The sequence below is a fragment of the Erwinia typographi genome (assembly GCF_000773975.1).
GTDB classification, from domain to species: domain Bacteria; phylum Pseudomonadota; class Gammaproteobacteria; order Enterobacterales; family Enterobacteriaceae; genus Erwinia; species Erwinia typographi.
Genome location: NZ_JRUQ01000013.1, coordinates 1 through 4,424, shown reverse-complemented (window position 1 = coordinate 4,424; position 4,424 = coordinate 1). Strand labels below are relative to the sequence as shown.

The 4,424-nt window shown below is 53.1% G+C and carries 1 protein-coding gene and 4 pseudogenes; 1 reads left to right on the top strand and 4 read right to left on the bottom strand.

Translation table 11 applies throughout. The features are described from left to right. Positions 1–268 precede the first annotated feature (268 nt). From NG99_RS02995 to NG99_RS28775, 3 pseudogenes are all read right to left on the bottom strand, one after another. Positions 269–1,461, bottom strand: a pseudogene (locus tag NG99_RS02995) (IS3 family transposase). Positions 1,462–1,665: 204 nt separating this feature from the next. Further along, a pseudogene (locus NG99_RS27905) lies at positions 1,666–1,827 on the bottom strand (IS5/IS1182 family transposase); the annotation flags it as partial. Between the two features lie 7 nt (positions 1,828–1,834). Further along, a pseudogene (locus NG99_RS28775) lies at positions 1,835–2,973 on the bottom strand (IS3 family transposase). Between the two features lie 70 nt (positions 2,974–3,043). Between NG99_RS28775 and NG99_RS02970 the strand changes: the two are divergent. Further along, positions 3,044–3,316 (top strand): annotated as a pseudogene (locus NG99_RS02970) (IS1 family transposase); the annotation flags it as partial. A gap of 16 nt (positions 3,317–3,332) precedes the next feature. On the opposite strand, the gene NG99_RS02965 reads toward NG99_RS02970, so the two are convergent. After that, positions 3,333–4,424 (bottom strand): Ig-like domain-containing protein (locus NG99_RS02965; RefSeq protein WP_034888266.1); only part of this gene is annotated, 1,092 nt, incomplete at its 5' end.

Sequence of the window (4,424 nt, the reverse complement as noted above, 5' to 3'; positions counted from 1 at the left end):
GAAGGTATTGTCTTTTTCTGGACATGAATTATACTCCCCGCATAGAGCAACAGCTTCTATGCAGATTATGTGTACCCCGTTAATCTTCTATCCCGCCAAAGATGAGAAAGATGATCGGGGTTTTCTTTTTCTGAAACTGGTTATTCACTCCGCTTCAGTTCCCTGCCACCTTAGGGCGTGGCCAACCAAGAGAGAAATTCATTCCTGAGTATTTGAACCGTCCCGAGTGAATTTGCCCCTATAACTCCAGACTCATCGACTCTCTTATTTAGGTCTGCCGGCGTCGCAGATATTCCCGCGGCGAACGGTAGCCTAATGCACTGTGCGGATGCCATTCGTTGTAATGTTCGAACGCCATCGCCAGATTCTGCACTGCCGTACGGGCATCCGGTCGCGGCATAACGCTGATGTAGTCTCGTTTCATCGTCTTTACGAAGCTTTCTGCCATGCCATTACTTTCCGGACTACGTACCGCTGTTCTTTTCGGCTCCAGCACCAGCAACCGGGCGAACCGCCGGGTATCATGCGCTCTGTAGGCCGAGCCGTTGTCTGTCAGCCACTCGATGGGAGCTGGCGGCAGGTGGTGTCCGAAGCGACGTTCCACCGCACCCAGCATCACGTCCTGAACGGTGTCGCTGTCGAAGCCGCCAGTACCGGCAGCCCAGTGCAGTGCTTCGCGGTCACAACAGTCCAGAGCGAAGGTGACGCGGAGTTTTTCACCGTTATCACAGCGGAACTCGAAGCCGTCAGAACACCACCGCTGATTACTTTCACTGACGGCCACTTTCCCTGTGTGCGCCCGGCCTGCCCGTCGCATTCCGGGCTTTCGTCCCAACAACAGCGCATGCTGGCACATAACCCGGTACACCCGTTTGGCATTGATGACCGCCATCGTCTCCGACTGGCGGCGCAGTAATGCCCAGACGCGACGGTAACCGTAAGTCGGCACATCACCGATAACACCATGGATCCTCTCCAGCACTTCAGCGTCATCGGTCTGGCGCTTTTTTCTGCCGACCTGCCAGTCCCCGGGTCGATGCTTCAGGGTATATAAGTGCGCACGGGAGACCTGAAGACAGCGACTGACAAAGCTCAGTCGCCATCCCCGGGCAATAAGGGCGCGTGCGCTATCCACTTTTTTTGGCGGCCATACTCGACGGCTTCCTTCAGAAGCTCGTTCTCCATGGTCTTTTTACCCAACAGACGCTGCAACTCTTTGATTTGTTTTGCTGCTGCCGCGAGTTCGGAGGCAGGAACGACATCCTCGCCAGCCATGATCGCGGCCAGGCTGCCTTCCTGATACTGCTTGCGCCAGGCGAAGATCTAATTGGCATTCACGCCATGAAGCCGGGCGACATGAGATACCGTCATGCCAGGCTGAAGCGTTTCCTGGACAATGGCAATTTTTTCTTGTGGAGAACGACGCCTGCGGCGCTCAGGTCCGAGTAATTCTTCGATCATGCTTATCTCCCAACGAGTCTAGTGACTGGTTTTAAGACTAGTCACTAATTTAAGGTGGGTCGAAGTGTCTGGTGATTCAGGGGGCCAGTCTAGTGTTTTGTCTGTGAACTCAGGCTACGAGCTCCTGATTCACGATGGTAGACATAATATGTCTTTTCGGCTTCTGTCGGCGGAATATGCCCCAACCTTTCCAGGCTGTGTCCCTTAATTACATAATCTTTTGTAAAACAGCCGGATGCACCCCAGCCTCACCATCGCCAGATAATTCCTCACCGTTTTGTCGTAACGCGTCGCGATGCAACAATATTCTTTCAGGCGGCCAAAACACCGCTCAACAACGTTACGATTTCGGTAGGCATCATGGTTGTAGTGGTCAACGAATATTGGCCACACGACCTGACTGTTCGTGGAACAGTCGCTCTGATACATTTGGCATTAAGCCGCCGTTATACCAGTGAGGCCTGAGAGTGCTGTAGTAACCCGTGATATACCGGATTACAGATGCTCATAGCCCGTTGCCGGTACCCATTCGCTCTTCAGACTACGGAAGAACCGCTCCATCGGGCTGTTATCCCAGCAGTTCCCTCGCCGACTCATACTCTGCGTTATCCGCCAGCGCCACAGCATTTGCCGATATTTACGGCTGGTATAATGACTCCCCTGATCACTGTGGAACATCACGCCTGGTGGTCGCCCACGTAGATCCCATGCCATCTGAAGCGCTTTGATGGTGAGGTCTGAGTCCGGTGAGTATGACAGAGCCCAGCCCACAGGCTTACGGGCGAACAGATCAAGTACCACCGCCAGGTAAGCCCACCGTTTTCCTCTCCAGATGTAGGGCACGTCGCCACACCAGACCTGGTCCGGTTCTGTGACAGCGAACTGCCGGGCCAGACGGTTCGGGATTTCAACATGCTCACTGCCTCCGCGTTTGTATTTATGCGCAGGCACCTGACAACTGGCGATACTGAGCTCCTTCATCAGACGACCGGCCAGCCATCGCCCGAGCTTTACGCCCTTAGCGCTCACCATCGCGGCTATACTTCGTGCGCCAGCAGAACCGGCATGGCGTTCCAGACCTCACTGACGAGACTGCGTTTGATGGCACGGTCAGCATTGGGTTCACTGCTGTTTTTACGTGTGTAGCGGTAACTGCTTCGGTGAACACCGAACAGCCGACACAGTGGCACTACCGGAGACTGCACCCTCAGGCTGTCGATTATCGTGAACTGTTGAAAGGTTGAATCTACAGTAGCCTTTTTTAGGATTTCATTTTCCATTTCAGGGCGTTGTATCCGTTTTCTCATTTCCCTGAGTTCAGTCTGCTCCGGAGTCAGAGGTAACCCCGGAGGCGTTTTTCCCTGGCGCTCCATACGTAATGATTTAACCCAGCGGTTAATTGGCCGACAGGCTGATATTCATCGCCTTCGCGGCTTCTGAATAAGTGTAATTCTGGTCGAGGACCAGCTTTGCAGCTTCAAGTTCTAATTCAGCAGTAAATACCTTGCTCATTGGTTCACCTGTAAGATTTTGAGGTGAGCATACCACCTCTACTCAGGTGGCCAGCTTTTGTTGACCACTTCAAACCGATGAAACGAGCCGTGAACTGCTTGCGCTGCTCAGCCCTTTTAACACTGGCATGATAACCAGCGACAACTGGGGCAGCTATGCCAGAGAAGTGCCGAAGGATAAGCATCTGACCGACAAAATTTTCAGTCAGCGTATAGAGCGTAGCAACCTGACACTACCTACCCGTATCAAACGACTTGCGCGGAAAACGATTTGCTTCTCGCGCTCGGTCGAGATCCACGAGAAAGTTATCGGGGCCTTCATCGAAAAATACATGTTCTACTAACTGGAATCACTACCAGTTAATCGGGACCATAGCATTCCGAACTACCGGCAACACATACCCGGTACTGGAATGTAACTACATCTGAATCTTTTGAATTTTCAACGGAAGAACGTTCAACGGAAACCCAGAACTCTACAAGCCCATATTGTTTTTCAGTGAAATCAGAAGGATATGGGCCAAGCGTAATTGTTCCTTTCTTGACATCTGAACTATTCACTGTATAGCCTTTAGTAAAATCAGCAATATTTTGATTATTAAGTGATTTAAAGTGTAACGTAACGTCATCACCTGTTTTAATTCCACTATATGTTACAATAAAGGTAGCTTTTTGTGTCGATAAGGTATTAAACCATCCCTTTTGGGCGGCAGATTTAACTGTTAAGTTCGGGGAACCAAACCCATCATCAGCTTCAGAGAAATGTGCGGTGGCCTCCGCCGTCAGTCCACCGCTGGCACCGCTCACTTTCACATCACCCGATACCGTTGACGTCAGTTGTACCGTCACCTTACCACTGCTGTCCGATACCGCATCGCCGCCCTTCACCGCCACACCGGATGGCACCGTCCAGCTCACCTTCTTACCTGTAACCGGCCTGTCGTTACTGTCCGTCAGCGTCGCCACCACCGTGTCCGTGGCGCTTCCGTCCGCCAGCGCATTGTCCTTCGTCACGCTCAGCGCAAGATGGCTCACCACCACATCCGTCGCGGTAAAATGCGCCGTGGTCTCCGCCGTCAGTCCACCGCTGGCACCGCTCACTTTCACGTCACCCGACACAGTTGAAAGCAGTTGAACTGTTATCTTACCACTGCTGTCCGACACCGCGTCGCCGCCCTTCACCGTCACGCCGACCGGCACCGTCCAGCTCACCTTCTTACCTGACACAGGCCTGTCGTTACTGTCAGTCAGCGTCGCCACCACCGTGTCGTCACTGCTTCCGTCCGCCAACGCATTATCCTTCGTCACGCTCAGCACAAGGTGGCTCGCAACCACATCCGTTGCGGTGAAATGCGCGTTCTGCGTCGCCGAGGCACTGCCACTCTGCACGCTCACCGGCACTGTCTGTGCTCTGGTGCTCGTCAGTGTCACGGTGGCAACGCCGTTTTCTCC